This is a genomic window from Rhodococcus sp. GXMU-t2271 (genome assembly GCF_041414735.1).
Classification (GTDB): Bacteria; Actinomycetota; Actinomycetes; order Mycobacteriales; family Mycobacteriaceae; genus Rhodococcus; species Rhodococcus indonesiensis.
Genome location: NZ_JAUIZP010000003.1, coordinates 1 through 16317, shown reverse-complemented (window position 1 = coordinate 16317; position 16317 = coordinate 1). Strand labels below are relative to the sequence as shown.

Below are 16317 nucleotides of genomic sequence, written 5' to 3'. Positions count from 1 at the left end.
CGGCCAGCGCCAGCCCCGCGGCACCGGCGGCGACCGTCGTTCCCAGTGCGCCTCCCGCACGAGTGGGCGGGGCCGCGTCAGCGTGCCTGCGACGACATCGTGAGCAGGAAGTCGGTGCACGCCTCGATCACCTCGTCCTCGCCGAGCGGGCTGTCCCCCTCCAGCCACGCGGTGAGGACTTGGGCGAGGCCGCCGACGACGAAGTGGGCGGCGAGGTCGAGCCGCGGCGTGGAGCTCACCTCGAAGAAGTCCACCGCCTGCGCCGTCACCAGGCCCGCGAACATGCGTGACGACTCGAGTCGCCGGCTCACCAGGTGCGGATTGGCCTGGCTGACGGAGAAGACGAGCCGGCCCAGGCGCGGATCCTCGGCGACCTCGCGGACGATGTTCGCCACGCCGGCGCGGACCACCGCCCGCTCGTCGCGCGGTGCCTCCGTCACCGCGCGCAGGGTGCTCTCGGCGATGCGCTGGATGACGTGGTCGTACACGGCGACGGTGAGTTCGTCGCGGTCGGCGAAGTTCTCGTAGAAGTAGCGTGAGGCCAGGCCGGTCCGCTTGCACACGCCGCGGACGGAGAGCGTGTGATCGCCCTCGGGTCCGCCGAGGATGTCGAGCCCGGCCTCGATGAGCTGCGCCCGTCGTTCCGCCTGCCGCTGTTCTCCCCCGCGTCCTCCGTAGAGCCGTCCTGTCACCATCCGTCCATCTTCGCAGGAGACCTCTTTACCCCGATCATATATGTGAGTACAGTCGTGCTCACATTCCGGAAGGACGAAGGGATCGACGTTGTGACCACCCTCGAGAAGCCCGCGGAGTTCGACGACGTCATGGATGGGATCGGCCTCATGGCCGGCGCGGCGAACGTCATCATGCAGTTGTCCCACCCCGGCGTCGGCTACGGCGTCGTCGAGAGCCGCGTCGCCTCCGGCCGACTGTTCGACCACCCGATCAAGCGCACCCGCACAACCCTCACCTACCTGGCCGTCGCGGCCACCGGCACCGACGAGGAGAAGACGCTCTACCGCAAGGCCGTCAACTCCGCCCACCGGCACGTCCGCTCCACCGAGACCAGCCCGGTCGAGTACAACGCGTTCGATCCCGAACTGCAGTTGTGGGTGGCCGCGTGCATCTACCGCGGATTCGAGGACGTGCACAACGCGCTCTACGGGCCGATCCCCGCCGAGGCCGTCGACCGGTACTACCGCAAGGGCGCCGCGTTCGGCACCACCCTGCAGGTCGAGCCCGACATGTGGCCCGCGGACCGGGAGGCGTTCGAGGAGTACTGGAACGCCGCGCTCGCCGAGGTCGACATCGACGACGTCGTGCGCGAGCACCTCTACGCCATCGCCACCATGCGTTTCCTGCCCCGCCCGGTGTCGCTGCTGTTCGGCCGGCTCAACCTGTTCCTCACCACCGGCTTCCTGCCCCCGATGTTCCGCGACCGCATGCGGCTGCCGTGGAGCCCGCGCGACCAGCGCCGCTTCGACCGGCTCATGCGCACCCTCGGTGCGGTCAACTCGCGGGTCCCGGTGGCGCTGCGTGAAGCGCCCTACCGGCTGCTCATGGCCGATCTGCGCCGGCGGATCCGGACGGGTCGTCCCCTGGTCTAGATCCCTCGGGCCCGGTGCGCAGCCACATCAGCAGCTGCCGGTAGACCTCGTCGTCGTTGAGCAACGTCAGATGATGCGCCGGCGCCCGGCGCATGCCGTCCTCCGTGCGGAAGCCGATGCGCCGGGTCCGGCCACGCCCCGACGCGCTCGGCACGAGGACGAGCCCGTCCCCGAGCAACCGGCCCAGCGGATGCGTGGGACTGCGTGTCAGGGTCGCCGTCACGAAGCAGTGCATCGCCCCGTCGAGCAGAGGCACCTCCCGGCACACGGCGCGCCGCAGGTCGTCCGCGTTGCGACCGGACCAGTCCTCGTCGACGACCGCGCCCCGGTTCAGGTCGCGAATGCCGGCGCTGCGCCGTCGCAGCAGCGTCCCGAACGGCTTCGCCTCCGGGATCGCGACGAGCGCCGCGCTCGCATAGTGCACTGCCTGCTCGAGCGGCGCCCCCAGATGCGGGGACCCGAGCGAAACGACCTGCCGCACAAGACGAGTCCACGCCTTCTCGGTGCCGTAGAAGCAGGCGCTGCGCGCGACGAGTCCACCCATCGAGTGACCGACGAGCGCGATCTGCTCGACCTCGCGCGGCCACGCCCGCACGAGCGCGTCGAGCAGATCCGACAACTCGCGCCCGTTGGCGGAGATGTGCCGGCCGGTGTTGTAGCGCACGAACACCGATGCGCACCCGAGATCGTCGACGAGCCGTTCGCCGTAGGTGCGGCGACCGCCGAACCGCCACGTCGCCTCGGTCTCCATCAATCCGTGCACGAACACCACCACGCGGCCGGCCGCGTGCGGGAACGCGCGGGCGAGGGCGTCGGCCGTGAGCGGCACGGCGCGGCCGTCCACCCGCACCGACATCGGCAGCGCCAGCGGCGATCCCTCCGACTCGAGGACGTCCCCGATCAGCCCGTCGACCGCGGCGATCGCCATCGCGCCGCGAACGGTCTCCGACGGCACCCGGTCCCCGGTGGACTCCGCGAGCCCGAACTCGGCCAGTTTCCCCGTCGCCGACGCGGCCTCTCGGATGACGGAATAGACCCCGTCGGTGATCGCGTCGTGCGCGGCCTTGACCGCCAGTGCCGGTGTCCCGACTCCCAGCGCGACCGCCCCGAACACCCGGTCGGAGATGCGGCGGTGCACCGCCTGCACGCCGCCGGTCGCCGCACCCACCTCGTCGAGCAGCAACCGAGCCAGCTCGGACGCCTCGGACCGTTCCCCCGTGGCCTTCATGCCTTCAGTGTGGGGGAACGACGCGCCGCTGTCGTCTCGTCCGAGCGGGAGGATCCGGCGGCGAACGGGTGGTTTCGGACGTCGCCACTCGGCGTTTGCCGCAACCACGGCCCGCTGGACGCGGGACCGTCCCGGTCGGTGTGACAACGGCCGCGCGGAGTCTGCTACAGTGTGCGACGAGCTTGGGACGACGCCGAGAAACGGCAAAAGCCCAGCGTGCCGATGTAGTTCAATGGTAGAACATCAGCTTCCCAAGCTGAATACGCGGGTTCGATTCCCGTCATCGGCTCTCCGGAAGGGCCCCCGCCCGCGCACCGCGCAGCCGGGGCCCTTCGTCGTCGGTCGGACTCGGCGCATGCCCGCGTGCAGATGCAGGGCCTAGCCGACCAGCAGAACTCCGGTGAGTGCGATCGCGACGACGAGGATCGTGGAGCCGGCGGCGAGAGCGAAAGGCCGCCACCCGACACCCCGCAACACGGACAGCCGGACCCCGGTGCCGAGGGCGAACATCGCGGCGGTGAGCAGCGCGGTCTGGGTCACGCGCGCGGCATCGAGCCACGCCGGTCCGAGAACCCCGGTGGCCCGCACCGCCACGCAGGCGAGGAATCCGATCAGGAACAGCGGCACCAGGGGCGGTCGCTTCGTCTGTGTGGGCGCGGCGGTGCGGCGTCGTGACGCCACCCCGATCCAGGCGACCACCGGCGCCAGCAGCGCCACCCGCGCCAGCTTGACCGTCACCGCAATGGCCAGGGCGCCGCCGCCCACCGCCGCGGCCGACGAACCCGCGTCGAGTGCGCCGCCGGCAGCGACCACCTGCGCCACCTCGTGGATCGCGGCGCCGGCCCACATTCCTGCCTGGGTCGAGTCCAGGCCCAGGGCGGCCGCAGCCGCGGGAAGAGCCGGAATCATCACGGTGCCGAAGACGACGACCAGCGCGACCGTGGTCACCAGTTCCCGTTTGCGGGCGTTCACCACACCGTCGACCGCGGCCGCGGCGGCGGCACCGCAGATCGAGAAGCTGCAGGCGATCAGGAGCCGTTGCGTCCAGCCGATCCCGAGCATCCTGCCGAGCACCATCGACCCGGCGATGCCGAGGCCGACCACGGCAGCGACCACAGCGAGCGTCCCCCACCCCAATGCCAGCACGTTCGGCAGCAGCAGTTGCAGACCGAGCAGCGCGACTCCGATGCGGAGCAGCCGCCGCGATGCGACGGTCACACCCGGTTCGAAGACCGCCGGCAGGGTCCTCACATTCGCGACCGCTGCGCCGAGCAGGATCGCGATCAGCAGCGGGCTGATCCCGCCGAGCAAGCGTGCCGCGACCACGGCCACTGCGGCCGCGGCGGCAGACAACACCAGTCCGGGTAGCGATGCACGCGCGCGTTCGAGCGAGACGTGCCGGGTGATGCCCGTGCCGCGGCCGCCGTTGCGTCCCGGCCCGGCAACCGGGCGCGTGGCCGGCCCGGCCGACGTGTCGTGGTCGGGATCTCTGCGGTCGGTCTCCGCGGCCGCGATAGCACCCTGCACGCTGCACACTCTCTTTCTTCCACGTATCGGCCCGAGAACTCGGCCCGGCCGGGGTATTCGGCCCGTGGCCGGTTCGTCGTTCTCGCTCGGTGACCGAGATCTGCCGGTTCGTTACGGACCCATCGCGACGACCGGCGGCTGCGATGAACGTCGCCGCGATCGAGCGGGCCACGGTCGAGCGACCCCGCCGAGAGCTGTCCTTGCAGGACCCCGAATGCGACGTACCTCACGGTATCCGGCTCCGGCACGGCATACTGTTCCCGTCGGGACACGATCTGTTCCATATGGGACGCAACGTGCGCAGTTCCCGAACCCCGACGTCCGGACCACGCCGATCGACGACGCAACATATCGCCGGCGGGATCGGCGTGAGGTCAGGAGGCGGTGCGGATCAGAGTGGGGACACGTCGCCGGTCCGAAGTGCCTCGGGAAGACACGCGCAACCGTCGATCCGGGAGCTCGGGCTCATACCGGCACGCCCCCGGCTCCGACGCCGGCATCGATCCGGTGTTCGGCACGCCATTTCCTCGGGCTGCAGCCGAATTCGTTGCTGAACCAGCGGGAGAAGTTGCTCGGGGAGGAGAAGCCGAGCAGGTCCGCAACCTCGGTGAGCGAGTAGCGCCGACCGGCGACGAGGTGTTCGGCCAGGTCCACGCGGGTGGCATTGAGCACCGCGGTGTAGTTCTGCCCGGCCTCGGCGAGGTGACGGTGCACAGTGCGCCGGTCCACCCCGAGGCTGCGGGCGACCTGCTCGACCGAACATCGCCCGGTGGGCAGCAGCAGTTCGATCAGCTCGCGCACCCGGGTGACGAGCATCGCCTCGGGCCGGGTGTCCAGGGTGTCGAGGTACCGGCGCGCATACGGACCGATGGAGGGACCCGACATGGCGTTGGGCGCATCGAGATCGCTTGTGTAGAGGACGATCCCGGTGAACTCCTGGTCGAACTTGACCATGGGTCCGAACACCTCGAGGTGGGTGCTGGTGTTCTCGGGGGCGAGGTGGGTGAAGCAGACCGCCAGTGGCTGCCAGCGGCCGCCGCGGAAATCGCGCAACAGCCCGTGCAGGACCCCCATCACCAGTTCCATGGCCTGCCGGGTGTCGGCGGGCTCGCCCAGCTCGAGCGTCACCCGGATGGTCGCCACGTCCTCGGCCTCGACCAACCGCATCCGCAGGGCCTCGTTGTACATGTGCTGATAGCGCATCAGGAACTTCAGCGCGCTGCGGACGTCGGGTTCCTCCCGGAGGACCAGACTCACCGGGCCGAGGCTGGCGAAGCGCCGTCGCTCGACGAGCCGCAGCCCGAAGTCGGGGCAGCGGGCCGCGGCCGCCGAACGTTCCAGCAGACGCGCGATCGCGACGGCGGGGATCCACCGGTCCGGCAACCCCAAACCGGTGGGATCGAGCCCGACGCTGCGCAGCAACGGCGTGGGGTCCATTCCCAGCGACGCGCACAGGTCGGCATACCCGGTGATGGCGGCGTAGCGGGCCAACGGCTTCATGTCCGACCCCACATCCCGTCCCAGAGGGAACAACCTAGGTCACCTCAAGATACGCCCGGGCGGGTCGCGACACGCCCGGGCAGGTAGTGATCGAAATGGTCGGCGGGAGCATCGAGAACCACGAGTACCGGGCGCATCGGCGGATGCGCCGCCGCACGGGCGGACGGTGGCATGCGTCGACGATCGTCATGGCCGTCGTCCGGGTTCGCGGAGGAAGGCCTCGATGACCGGGGCGAGTCGGGCCGCGTCGGTGATCAGTTCGATGTGCCCGCCGGCGTGCCGGTGCAGGGTGGCGTGCGGCAGCAGTCGGTGCAGGATGTGGGCGTTGGCGATCGGGACGATGGGATCGTCGGTGCCGGCGACGATCAGGGTGGGCTGGCGGATGGCGGGAAGCAGCGGCAGGCTGGTCCACACGGCGCCGGCGAGCAACTGGTGCAGGTAGCCGATCGCCGATCCGGTCCGGGCCTGGGCGCCGAAGAGGGCAGCGATGTCGTGACTGTGCTCTGCCGCGGTGCCGCCGTAGATCCGGCCGGCGATCGCCGCGGCACGGCCGGGGTCGGTGAACCGGCGACCGGTGAGCATCTTGGCGAGCACCCGGGGGTGTCCCGGCACCATGAGCGCCCCGGTGGCGGTGGCGACGAGCACGAGACGCCGGCACCGGCGCGGGTTCTGGAAGGCGAACTGCTGGGCCAGCGCCCCGCCCCAGGACAAGCCGAGCACGTCCACCGTGCCGATGCCGAGCCGGTCGAGCACCCGCCCCAGGAGCCGCGCGAGGTAACCGAACCCGTAGGGCGCGAACGAGGGCGGCGACGCCCCGGCGCCGGGGACGTCGAACCGGACGATCGTGGCGGCCGGATCGAGGGCGGCGACGAAGGGGTCGAGCACCTCGAGCCCGGCGCCGATCCCGTTGCACAGCACCAGCGGCACTCCGAACCCGTGCCGGACGTGGACCCGGATGCGTTGCCGGCCCACGGCGATCTCGTGCCGCGTGGTACGAGCGTCGTCGGTCATCGGTAGACGATGACGACCTCGGCCACGCACACCGGCCGCACCCCGCCCCGGATCTCGTAGGTGAGGGTGAACACCGCCTCGATGCCGGCGGGCTTCTCCGCCGCGGCAGTGAGGGTGACCGTGGCGCGCAGTTCCGATGCGACCGGGACCGGTGCAGGAAACCGGACCTTGTTCGCCCCGTAGTTCACTGCCATACCGAGGTCGTCGAAGGCGAGTACCTCGGCGAGCACGATCGGTGTCAGCGACAGGGTGAGGTAGCCGTGCGCAATGGTGGTGCCGAACGGTCCGGCCGCGGCCCGGTCGGGCTCGGTGTGGATCCACTGGTGGTCGCCGGTGGCGTCGGCGAACCGGCCCACCTGTTCCTGGGTGATCTCGCGCCAGTCGGTGCGGCCGAGTTCGCGCCCGACCAGATCGAGCAGCGCCCGCGGGTTGTCGAGTGTGGTGGTCATGATGTCGCCTCCTGGGTGGGTCAGCTGTGGTGGACGTAGGTGCCGGGTGCGGCGTCGAGCGGGGAGTGGGTGGCACCGCCGACGGCGGTGGGTGCAGGAACGGCGGGGCCGCTGCGCGCGGCGAGCCAGGCGGCGTAGTCGGGCCACCAGGAGTCTCGGGTGACCTCCGTGCGGTCGAGCCACTGCTCCGGCGTGTCCGCGTCGACGGGCCCGATCCGGAAGGACGCCTTGGGGTTTCCGGGTGGGTTGACCAGCGCGGCGACGTGCCCGCTGGTGGAGAGCACGAACCGGGTGTCGGCACCGCCGAGCAGGGCGGCGCTGCGGTAGCAGCCCTGCCAGGGCGATATGTGGTCGGCGATACCGCCGATCACGTATGCGTCGGCGGTGACCGCGCCGAGGTCGATCGGGACACCCGACAGGTTCATCGTGCCGGGGGTGGCCAGCGCGTTGGTGACGCCGATGCGAACCAGGTCGCGGTGCAGGCCGGCGGCCATGCGGGTGGTGTCGGCGTTCCAGTGCAGCACGTCGAACGGCGCGGGCGGGCGGCCCTGCAGGTAGTTGTTGACCCAGTAGCGCCACACCAGGTCGGTCGGGCGCAGCCAGGCGAACACCTCGGCCAGCTCGTCCCCGTCCAGGTAGCCCCTGGACTGCGAACGTTCGATTGCGGTCGCGGCGGTGCGTTCGTCGAGGGCGGCGGCTGCGAACCCGGCTCGCGCCTGGTCGAGCACGGTCACCGCCAGGGTCAGTCCGGCAACGCGGTCGCCGTGCCCGGTGGCAGTCAGGTACGCGGCGGTCGTCGCGGCCAGGATCCCGCCCGAACAGCTGCCTTGCAGGTGCGTGCGGTCGGTCCCGGCGATCGCCTGGACGGCGTCCATCGCCTCGATTATCGCTGTGACGTACGTGTCGAGGTCCCAGTCCCGATGTTCTGCGTGAGGGTTGCGCCAGGAGATGGTGAACACCTGCTGGCCCCGGGCGACGAAGTACTCGATCATGCTGCGGCCGGGGGCGATGTCGGTGATGTAGTACTTGTTGATCACCGGCGGCACCATCAGCAGCGGCACCTCGTGCACGGTGGCGGTTTGCGGCGCGTACTGGATCAGCTCGAACACCGAGGTCCGCAGCACCACCGCCCCGGGTGTGACTGCGACGGTCTCGCCGAGGGTGTAGGCACCGGGTTCGACCATGGCGGGCACCCGCGGCTTGGTGGCCATGTCGCGGGCGAATGCACGCGCCCCGCGCAGCGCGGACAGTCCACCGGTGTCGATGAGCGCCTTCCACCCCAGCGGGTTGAGCAGCGGATTGTTGCTCGGCGCGAGGCCCTCGACGAGGTTGTCGAGCACGAACCGCAGCCGTTCGGTGTCGCGCCAGTCCAGGTCGGCCTCGGCGAGCAGGGCATAGGCGGTGTCGGCGGTGGCGAGGTAGGCCTGCATGCTGCGGCGCAACCACGGGTTGTGCTGCCAGGCCGGGTCGGCGAATCGCTTGTCGCCCTTGGCGGGTGCGCGGTCGGCGCGGCCGGTGGCGACGGCGGCGAGTTCCCTGGCCAGGGTGCCGCCGCGGTGCGCGAGCGTGCCGGGGCGGGTGGCCAGCTTGCCCGCGAGCCGGGCCCAGCCTCGGTCGGGGAGCATCCGGCCGGCCAGGCCGCGGGCCGAGCCGGCCAGCAGCAGGTCCAGCGGCGCGGCGGGCTCGTCGGAGCGGTGCACGGTCTCGGTGATGGTGGGGGTGGTCATGCTCGGTTGCTGCTGCTTTCGAATGTGGGGATGGTGATGTCGCGGCGCAGGATCTTGCCGGTGGGTCCTTGCGGGAGGGAGTCGAGGATCCATACGTGGCGCGGATACTTGTAGGCGGCGACCCGCTGCTTGACGAATTCGACGATCTCGACGGGGTCGGCGCTCGTGCCGGCCCTGAGCGTGACCGCGGCGCCGATCTCCTCGCCGAGGCTGTCGTGCGGGATGCCGACCACCGCGGCCGCCGCCACGGCAGGGTGCTCGTAGACGACCTCCTCGACCTCGCGGGGGTAGACATTGAACCCACCGCGGATGATGAGGTCCTTCTTGCGGTCCACGATGTAGAAGTAGCCGTCGGTGTCGATCCGGCCGATGTCGCCGGTGGAGAACCACCCGGCGGCGTCGATCGCGGCCGCGGTCGCCTCGGGCAGGTTCCAGTAACCCTTCATCACGTTCGGTCCCGCGATCTGGATCTCACCCGGCTGGTCGGCCTCGACCTCGACACCGGCGCCGTCCACCACGCGCATCCGCACCCCCTCGATCGGGGTGCCGATCGAGCCCGCCTTGCGGACGCGGTTCGGGTGGTTGAACGAGGCGACCGGCGAGGTTTCGGACAGCCCGTACCCTTCCAGGATCACCGCGTCGAAGGTCCGCTCGAAGTCCTCGAGAACCGCCACCGGCAACGACGCACCGCCGGACACGCACACTCGCAGGCTCGCCGTCGCCGCCGCGTCGAATTCCTCTGCGACACCCAGCATCGCGGCGTACATCGTCGGCACGCCCTCGAAGACGGTGACCCGGTCGCGGGCGATCACCTCGAGCGCGGTCCGCGGGTCGAACCGCGGCACCAGGGTGAGCATGGCACCGACGAGGACCGAGGCGTTGAGCCCGCACGTGAGCCCGAAGACGTGGAACAGCGGCAGTGCGCCCATCACCACGTCGTCGGCGCCGATCTGGATGAGGGTGCGGGCGGTCACCTCGGCATTGCCGGCCAGTCCGGCGTGGGTGAGTTCGGCGCCCTTGGGCTTGCCGGTGGTGCCCGAGGTGTGCAGGATCACCGCGGTGTCCTCACCCGCCCGCGTCACCGGGGCGGCCTGCGCAGGCAGGTCGGCGATCAGCCGGGCGAGGGCGTCGTCGTCCACCAGCCACAACCGGGCGTCGGCCACATCGGCCGCAGCGCGGGCCTCCTCGGCGAACACCGGGGTCGCGAACAGCGCCGCCGCGGCGGTGTTCGTCAGGAAGAACTCGATCTCGCGGGCCTTCAGCAGCGGGTTCATCGGCACCGCGACCGCCCCGCGACGCAGAATGCCGTAGAACACGATCGCGAACGCCGCGGTGTTGGGCAGCATCACCGCGACCCGGTCACCGGGTGCGATCCCAGCCCGTTCGAGCAGGGTGGCTACCCGCGCGGCGACCGCGTCGAACTCCGCGAACGACAGCGTGTCCTCGCCGCACCGCAGCGCGGTCTTGTCGGGGTAGTTGCGCGCCGAGAAGACGAGGTTGTCACTGAGGTTGGTCATGTGGTGGGTCTCCGGTGTGATTCGAGAACGGGTCGTTGTCGGCGGGGGCGTCCTTGCGGGCGCGAGAGGGGCACGCACAGCGCCGGAGCCCAGCGGATGGAGCCGAGCACCCCGGTCAGCCACGCCGTGCGTGCACCGGCGGGCGGGGTGGGCTTCAGCAGGGCGAACCACCCCCTGGGTTCGTTCGCACGAGTGGTCGGCGCGCCGGTGCTCACAGCCCGAGATCCCGTCCGATGATCTCCTTCATGATCTCGTTGGACCCGGCCCAGATCTTGGTGACCCGCGCGTCCTTCCATGCCCGCGCAACCCGGTATTCGTTCATGAACCCGTAGCCGCCGTGCAGTTGCACGCAACTGTCGAGAATCTGGTTCTGCACCTGCGAGCTCCACCACTTGGCCTTCGCGGCGTCCACCGCGGTCAGCCGGCCTTCGGTATGCGCGTGCACGCACCGATCGACGAATGCCTGCGCCACCTCGAGCGTGGTGACCAGTTCGGCGAAGAGGAACTTGTTGTACTGGAACGAACCGATCGCCTGGCCGAACGCCCTGCGCGCCCGGGCATAGTCCAGCGTCTCGCCCAGGATCGCCTCGGCGTGCGCGAGATTCGACACCGCCGCGCAGATCCGCTCCTGCGGCAGCATTCGCATCATGTGCGCGAACCCGCTGTCGACCTCGCCGATCACGTTCGCCGCGGGGACCCGGACGTCGGTGAAGAACAACTCGGCGGTGTCGGACTCGGGTTGACCGACCTTGTCCAGCTTGCGGCCCCGTTCGAAGCCCGCCATGCCGGTCTCGACCGCGAACAGGGTGATGCCCTTGGCCTTCTTCTCCGGGCTCGTCTTCGCTGCCACGATCACCAGGTCGGCGTGGTAACCGTTGGTGATGAATGTCTTGGAACCGTTGAGGATCCAGTCGTCCCCGTCGCGGCGGGCCGTGGTCTTCAGCCCGGCCAGATCCGATCCCGCGGCCGGTTCGGTCATCGCGATGGCCGCGACCAGTTCACCGGTGCAGAACCCCGGCAGCCACCGCTGCTTCTGTTCCTCGGTGGTCAGCTCCACCAGGTACGGCGCCACGATGTCGTAGTGGATGCCGAAACTCGACGCGATCGCCGCACTCACCCGCGAGAGTTCCTCCCCCACCACCGCGTTGAACCGGTAGTCCCCTGCCGCGCCGCCTCCGTACTGTTCGGGTACCTCCAAACCGAGTAGGCCGAGCTTGCCCGCCTCGATCCAGATCTCGCGGTCGATGAACCGCTGCTCGATGATCCGCTCGTGCTCCGGAATCAGGTGGCGTTGCGTGAAATCACGGACCGTGTCACGAAAGGCGAGGTGGTCGGCGGCGTAGATGGTCCTGGTCATCGGTCTTCCTGGTGGGGGGTGGAGACGGTGGCGTCCGAGCACGCCGGGCAGGCGGCGGCATCGACGATCCCGGGGCTGATAGTGTGGCCCCTCGAGTGCGGGATTCGATCGAGAACCCATGCGAGTCTTCGGGGTTGCGACTTCACAGTAGCCGAACCGCACTCCTCGCACTTATCCCTTGGGGTCGACAAACTGTTCAAATCGGGACAGGGGCGTTCCTGCGCTGAGGGCACTGTCTGCCGCACGGATCCGACGAGCACCCCGCCGACACAGGCCTCCCGGTCGGCGCGATCGCCCGACACCGTCCCGCACCGCGCCGTCCACCCCGCCGTGGAGGCCACGTCGACATCTCAGGCTCGTCGATCCGGCCGGATTCGGGCAAGGCGTCTCGAAGTGAATAGTTGATGTCCCACCAAGAAAAGTAATCCCGGAAACGTGCGCGTAGTGTTAGGTCCATCACAAGAGGAGCAGGCCGGTGACCGACCCCACAACCCGAACCGACGCAGCCGCGTGAAAGTGAACCCTGTTGAACAACAGGCTTTTTCGATCAGTTAGCCGTCAGGACGCGCAGGGTCCGGGACCGACGAGGGAGATCCGCGGGGCGGACATCGTTCGTTTCCGTGAGCGATCCACCGGCCGGCCCGGACGCGGTGGCGACGCACCTCGATGCCGGCGGCCACCCGATACCGTACTCCACCCCAATTCTTCTAGGAGACAACGAAATGTCTGTCACGAGTGAGACGCCCCGGCGGGCCCGAACGGTGACCCCGTTCCGGGTCGAGCCGTTGACCGCCACGATCGGCGCGGAGCTGTTCGACGTGAACCTGGGGGAGGTGTCCCGCGACGACGCGCTGTTCGCCGAGCTGCGGGCCCTGCTGCTCGAGCACAAGGTGCTGTTCTTCCGCGACCAGGACATCACCCGTGCCGAACATGTCGCCCTGGCCGAGCGGTTCGGTCCGCTCGAGGATCACCCGGTGGCCGGTAGCGACCCCGACCATCCCGGGCTGGTGCGGATCTACAAGGATCTCGACAGCCCGCCCGAGCACTACGAGAACGCCTACCACTGCGACGCCACGTGGCGGGTGAACCCTCCGATGGGTTCGGTGCTGCGCGCGGTGGAGATCCCGCCGGTCGGCGGCGACACCATCTGGGTGAACATGGTGCAGGCCTACGCGCGGCTGCCGCAGTCGGTGAAGGACCGGATCGAGGGACTGCGCGCCCGGCACAGCATCGAGGCCAGCTTCGGCGCGAACATGCCCGTCGAAGCACGCCACGCGCTCCACGGGCGGTTCCCCGACGCCGAGCACCCGGTGGTGCGCACCCATCCGGAAACCGGCGAGAAGATCCTGTTCGTCAACTCCTTCACCACCCACATCGTCAACTACCACACCCCCGACAACGTCCGTTTCGGGATCGACTACGCCCCCGGCGCCGGAGATCTGCTGCGCTACCTGATCAGCCAGGCCACGATCCCGGAATACCAGGTGCGGTGGCGCTGGACACCCGGCAGCGTCGCCATCTGGGACAACCGGTCCACGCAACACTATGCGGTGCAGGACTATTGGCCCGCGGTCCGCAAGATGGAACGCGCCGGCATCGTCGGCGACCCTACCTTCTGAGCCCCTCTCACCCTCCCACCCACACGACAACTCCGATCGGAGCAGCACCATGCACTTCCACGACGACGCCCTCTTTCCCGAGAACCAGGAGAAGCTGGTCATCACCGTCGCCCCCTACGGCCCCGAGTGGGACATCGACGACTTCGCCGAGGATCTGCCACTGACCATGGACGAGCACGTGCAGAAGGCGGTGGACTGCTACAACGCCGGCGCCACCGTGCTGCACATCCACGTCCGTGAACTCGACGGCAAGGGTTCCAAGCGGCTCTCGAAGTTCAACGAACTGCTGGCACGGCTGCGCGAGGCGGTGCCCGAGATGATCCTGCAGGTCGGCGGCTCGATCTCGTTCGCCCCCGAAGGCGAAGGCGCGGAAGCGAAGTGGCTCTCCGACGACACCCGCCACATGCTCGCCGAACTCGACCCCAAGCCCGACCAGGTCACCATCGCGATCAACACCAACCAGATGAACATCGTCGAGCTGATGACCGCCGACGACATCGCCGGCACTTCCTTCGAGCGCCCCGAGGTGTACGAGGCGTACCGGGAGATGACCGTCCCGGCCGGGCCGGCCTGGGTCGAGGAGCACCTGCGCCGGCTGCAGGCCAACGGTATCCAGCCGCACTTCCAGCTCGCCAACATCGCCCAGCTCGAGACCGTCGAGCGGTTGATCCGCCGCGGCGTCTACACCGGCCCGCTGATGGTGACCTGGGTCGGTATCGGCGGCGGCTTCGACGGCCCCAACCCGTACAACATGATGGAGTTCATCCGCCGCACTCCCGACGGCGCGGTTCTCACCCTGGAAACCCTGATGCGCAGCGTGCTGCCGGTCAACACCATGGCCATCGCGATGGGCCTGCACGCCCGCTGCGGCACCGAGGACACGCTCTGGGGCCGCAAGGGCGAGAAGATGACCTCCGTCGCCCAGGTCGAACAGCTCGTCCGCATCGCGAACGAACTCGGTCGTGAGGTCGCCACCGGGAAGGAGGCCCGCGAGATCTACCGCCTCGACGAGCACTACACCAGCGCCGAGGAGACCCTCGCCAAGATCGGCTTCGCGCCCAATCGCCGCCCCGGTCAGCGCGGCTTCACCCAGCACGCCTGACGCGGCATCCGCGTGACCGGTGGGCGCGACGCCGCAACCCGGTGTCGTGTCCCCGGATGCGCGAAACCCCTTCCACCCATCGTCACCATCATCGGTTCCCCCTCGACCCTCGCGCTCGTCCCCTCACCTCGACTTAGGAAGATCATGTCGTCTGTCATCACCACCGCGCCGGAGCAGTCCGCGGCCGTCTCGGCGCCGTCGCGCCGCAGCGGGCGGTCCCGGTTCTACCCGTGGCTCGTGTTCGCGCTCACCTTCGGACTGCTGCTTTCGGACTACATGTCCCGGCAGGTCCTCAGCGCGGTGTTCCCTTTCCTGAAAGCCGAATGGGCGCTCTCGGATTCGCATCTGGCATCGCTGAACAGCGTGGTCGCGTTGATGGTCGGGTTGCTCACCCTGCCGTTGTCGATGCTGGCCGACAGATGGGGCCGGGTGCGCAGCCTCGTCGTGATGGCCGCGTTGTGGAGCGTGGCGACCCTGCTGTGCGCGGTGGCGGGCTCCTACGAGCAGATGCTCGGCGCGAGATTCCTGGTCGGGGTCGGTGAGGCCGCCTACGGCAGCGTCGGTATCGCGGTCGTGCTCAGCGTGTTCGCACCGCGGCTGCGGGCCTCGCTCTCGGGTGCGTTCATGGCCGGCGGTTCGTTCGGGTCGGTGATCGGCGTCGCATTCGGCGGGTTCATCGCCGTGCAGCTGTCCTGGCGCTGGTCCTTCGCGTCGATGGCGATCTTCGGGCTGGTCCTGGTCGCGCTGTTCTGGGCGCTGGTCAGCGAGCGCAAGCTCGCCCGCCACGCGGTCGACGACGACGGGGCAAACCCCGCCGACGCCGCCGCGACCGCCGCGCCGGGCAGCGCGGCACGTGCCCCGATCTCGAGCCTGTTCACCAACCCTGCGGTGCTGTGCGCGTACATCGGCGGCGGCCTGCAGATGTTCACCGCCGCCGCCCTGATGGCGTGGCTGCCGAGCTACTTCGGCCGCTCCTACGGGCTGGCCGCGGACAAGGCCGCCGCGACGGCCGCGATCTTCGTGCTGCTCATCGGCGCCGGCATGATCGTGTGCGGCATCTTCGCCGACCGGGTCGCCCGCATCGATCCCGCCCGCAAGTGGACGGTCGCGATCGCGATCAGCCTCGCCGCCGGAGTGCTGCTGATCGCCGGGTTCCAGCTGCCGGTCGGCACCGCGCAGCTGGTGCTGCTCGGACTGGGGGCGTTCTTCTCCGCCGGCTCCACCGGCGCGGTCACCGCCATGGTTGCCAACCTGACCCACCCCACCGTGCGGGCGTCGGCGTTCGGCACCACCACCCTGGCCAACAGCCTCCTCGGACTCGCCGCGGGCCCGTTCGTGGTCGGCGTCCTCGCGGACCGGATCGGTCTCGCCGAGGCTCTGCAGCTGGCGCCGCTCGTCTACCTGGGCGCGGTCGCGGTGCTGCTGGTCGGCAAGCGCGTCTACCCCGCCGGCGTCCGCAAGCTCGCCACCCTGTCCGCCGCCCCCGCGCAACGGACCGGAACCGACCAGTGAACACTCTCGACTCCGCCGAGGCACCGCAGCCTCGACCGGTCCCCGTCGGGAACTGACCCTGGACCGTGGCGGCGAACCCCCTGGGGTTCGCCACCACGGTTGCCGTTCCGTCGTCGATCCCTGGTGAAGACCTCCGCGCGTCCGGATACCGTGGACCCGAC

13 protein-coding genes and 1 tRNA gene are annotated in these 16317 nt (G+C 69.8%); 5 read left to right on the top strand and 9 right to left on the bottom strand.

Going from position 1 to position 16317, the window contains the following annotated elements; translation table 11 throughout:
• Positions 1 to 77 precede the first annotated feature (77 nt).
• Entirely contained in the window at positions 78 to 695 is a 618-nt protein-coding gene (locus tag QYS60_RS02155; protein ID WP_371382310.1) for a TetR/AcrR family transcriptional regulator, read from the bottom strand.
• Between the two features lie 90 nt (positions 696 to 785).
• Here QYS60_RS02155 and QYS60_RS02150 point away from each other — a divergent pair, with 90 nt between their 5' ends.
• The gene (locus QYS60_RS02150; RefSeq protein WP_371382309.1) at positions 786 to 1607 is read left to right on the top strand and encodes an oxygenase MpaB family protein; all 822 of its coding nucleotides are present in this window, start codon (positions 786 to 788) and stop codon (positions 1605 to 1607) included.
• On the opposite strand, the gene QYS60_RS02145 is transcribed toward QYS60_RS02150, so the two are convergent.
• Positions 1558 to 2835 (bottom strand): triacylglycerol lipase, encoded by a 1278-nt coding sequence (locus QYS60_RS02145; protein ID WP_289378231.1) that lies wholly within the window; start codon positions 2833 to 2835, stop codon positions 1558 to 1560. The two genes, QYS60_RS02150 and QYS60_RS02145, sit on opposite strands and share 50 nt — an antisense overlap.
• Before the next feature lie 218 nt (positions 2836 to 3053).
• Between QYS60_RS02145 and QYS60_RS02140 the strand changes: the two genes are divergently transcribed.
• A tRNA-Gly gene (locus tag QYS60_RS02140) sits at positions 3054 to 3124 on the top strand.
• Positions 3125 to 3213: 89 nt separating this feature from the next.
• Here the strand turns inward: QYS60_RS02140 and QYS60_RS02135 are convergent.
• From QYS60_RS02135 to QYS60_RS02105, 7 genes are all read right to left on the bottom strand, one after another.
• Positions 3214 to 4371 (bottom strand): YeiH family protein, encoded by a 1158-nt coding sequence (locus QYS60_RS02135; protein WP_289378232.1) that lies wholly within the window; start codon positions 4369 to 4371, stop codon positions 3214 to 3216.
• Positions 4372 to 4827: 456 nt separating this feature from the next.
• Entirely contained in the window at positions 4828 to 5862 is a 1035-nt protein-coding gene (locus QYS60_RS02130; RefSeq protein WP_054371217.1) for an AraC family transcriptional regulator, read from the bottom strand.
• Between the two features lie 186 nt (positions 5863 to 6048).
• Complete coding sequence (locus QYS60_RS02125; RefSeq protein ID WP_289378233.1) at positions 6049 to 6873, bottom strand: alpha/beta fold hydrolase; 825 nt, start codon at positions 6871 to 6873, stop codon at positions 6049 to 6051.
• Positions 6870 to 7322: a MaoC family dehydratase gene (locus QYS60_RS02120; protein WP_289378234.1), complete on the bottom strand. Its 453-nt coding sequence runs from the start codon at positions 7320 to 7322 to the stop codon at positions 6870 to 6872. The genes QYS60_RS02125 and QYS60_RS02120 overlap by 4 nt, the downstream gene beginning before the upstream one ends.
• Positions 7323 to 7342: 20 nt before the next feature.
• Positions 7343 to 9049, bottom strand: a complete 1707-nt coding sequence (locus QYS60_RS02115) for a PHA/PHB synthase family protein (protein WP_371382308.1) — start codon at positions 9047 to 9049, stop codon at positions 7343 to 7345.
• Positions 9046 to 10566, bottom strand: coding sequence for a long-chain fatty acid--CoA ligase (locus QYS60_RS02110; protein WP_371382307.1), 1521 nt, complete (start codon positions 10564 to 10566; stop codon positions 9046 to 9048). Before QYS60_RS02110 ends, QYS60_RS02115 begins: the two co-directional genes overlap by 4 nt.
• Before the next feature lie 211 nt (positions 10567 to 10777).
• Positions 10778 to 11923 carry an acyl-CoA dehydrogenase family protein gene (locus QYS60_RS02105; protein ID WP_371382306.1) on the bottom strand — a complete coding sequence of 382 codons (1146 nt, stop codon included), beginning with the start codon at positions 11921 to 11923 and terminating at the stop codon, positions 10778 to 10780.
• 722 nt (positions 11924 to 12645) lie between these two features.
• Here QYS60_RS02105 and QYS60_RS02100 point away from each other — a divergent pair.
• The 3 genes from QYS60_RS02100 to QYS60_RS02090 all read left to right on the top strand — a co-directional run bounded on the left by QYS60_RS02100 (position 12646) and on the right by QYS60_RS02090 (position 16156).
• Complete coding sequence (locus QYS60_RS02100) at positions 12646 to 13542, top strand: TauD/TfdA dioxygenase family protein (protein ID WP_371382305.1); 897 nt, start codon at positions 12646 to 12648, stop codon at positions 13540 to 13542.
• A 49-nt stretch (positions 13543 to 13591) separates the two neighbouring features.
• Entirely contained in the window at positions 13592 to 14644 is a 1053-nt protein-coding gene (locus QYS60_RS02095; protein ID WP_289382273.1) for a 3-keto-5-aminohexanoate cleavage protein, read from the top strand.
• A gap of 144 nt (positions 14645 to 14788) precedes the next feature.
• The gene (locus QYS60_RS02090) at positions 14789 to 16156 is read left to right on the top strand and encodes an MFS transporter (RefSeq protein ID WP_289382271.1); all 1368 of its coding nucleotides are present in this window, start codon (positions 14789 to 14791) and stop codon (positions 16154 to 16156) included.
• The last annotated feature ends 161 nt before the right edge of the window (positions 16157 to 16317 follow it).

Coding starts and splice junctions, on each gene's coding strand:
- QYS60_RS02155 (WP_371382310.1), bottom strand. CDS start 695: ATGGTGACAGGACGGCTCTACGGAGGACGCGGGGGAGAACAGCGGCAG.
- QYS60_RS02145 (WP_289378231.1), bottom strand. CDS start 2,835: ATGAAGGCCACGGGGGAACGGTCCGAGGCGTCCGAGCTGGCTCGGTTG.
- QYS60_RS02130 (WP_054371217.1), bottom strand. CDS start 5,862: ATGAAGCCGTTGGCCCGCTACGCCGCCATCACCGGGTATGCCGACCTG.
- QYS60_RS02125 (WP_289378233.1), bottom strand. CDS start 6,873: ATGACCGACGACGCTCGTACCACGCGGCACGAGATCGCCGTGGGCCGG.
- QYS60_RS02120 (WP_289378234.1), bottom strand. CDS start 7,322: ATGACCACCACACTCGACAACCCGCGGGCGCTGCTCGATCTGGTCGGG.
- QYS60_RS02115 (WP_371382308.1), bottom strand. CDS start 9,049: ATGACCACCCCCACCATCACCGAGACCGTGCACCGCTCCGACGAGCCC.
- QYS60_RS02110 (WP_371382307.1), bottom strand. CDS start 10,566: ATGACCAACCTCAGTGACAACCTCGTCTTCTCGGCGCGCAACTACCCC.
- QYS60_RS02105 (WP_371382306.1), bottom strand. CDS start 11,923: ATGACCAGGACCATCTACGCCGCCGACCACCTCGCCTTTCGTGACACG.
- QYS60_RS02100 (WP_371382305.1), top strand. CDS start 12,646: ATGTCTGTCACGAGTGAGACGCCCCGGCGGGCCCGAACGGTGACCCCG.
- QYS60_RS02095 (WP_289382273.1), top strand. CDS start 13,592: ATGCACTTCCACGACGACGCCCTCTTTCCCGAGAACCAGGAGAAGCTG.
- QYS60_RS02090 (WP_289382271.1), top strand. CDS start 14,789: ATGTCGTCTGTCATCACCACCGCGCCGGAGCAGTCCGCGGCCGTCTCG.